This is a genomic window from Bacillus cereus group sp. N6 (genome assembly GCF_016483705.1).
In the GTDB taxonomy this organism is placed as follows: domain Bacteria; phylum Bacillota; class Bacilli; order Bacillales; family Bacillaceae_G; genus Bacillus_A; species Bacillus_A wiedmannii.
This window is the reverse complement of record NZ_JAEHBI010000371.1, coordinates 1-224: the sequence shown is the minus strand read 5'-3', so window position 1 is coordinate 224 and position 224 is coordinate 1. Positions and strand designations below refer to the sequence as shown.

Here is a 224-nt window from a genome sequence, read left to right as displayed (position 1 = left end):
TCTGATATTGTGATCACTCATACAAAAACAACACAAACTTCTCCGCAACGAAATATTGAATTATATCAACGTGCGATCGAGCAAGAACATATTTTTTCTCTACAAGATCATTTTCATTATGCTAGAGAAAACTTATTCCAAAAGGAGTATCGAATTGCGGAACAACATTTTCACATGTGTTTAGCATTTGAAGAGTTGTCACAGGAAAGTCGTATGACTGTCTA

At 34.4% G+C, this 224-nt stretch carries 1 pseudogene; it reads left to right on the top strand.

Annotation, left to right across the window (positions count from 1 at the left end):
• A pseudogene (locus JDS99_RS31620) lies at positions 1–224 on the top strand (glycosyl transferase); the annotation flags it as partial.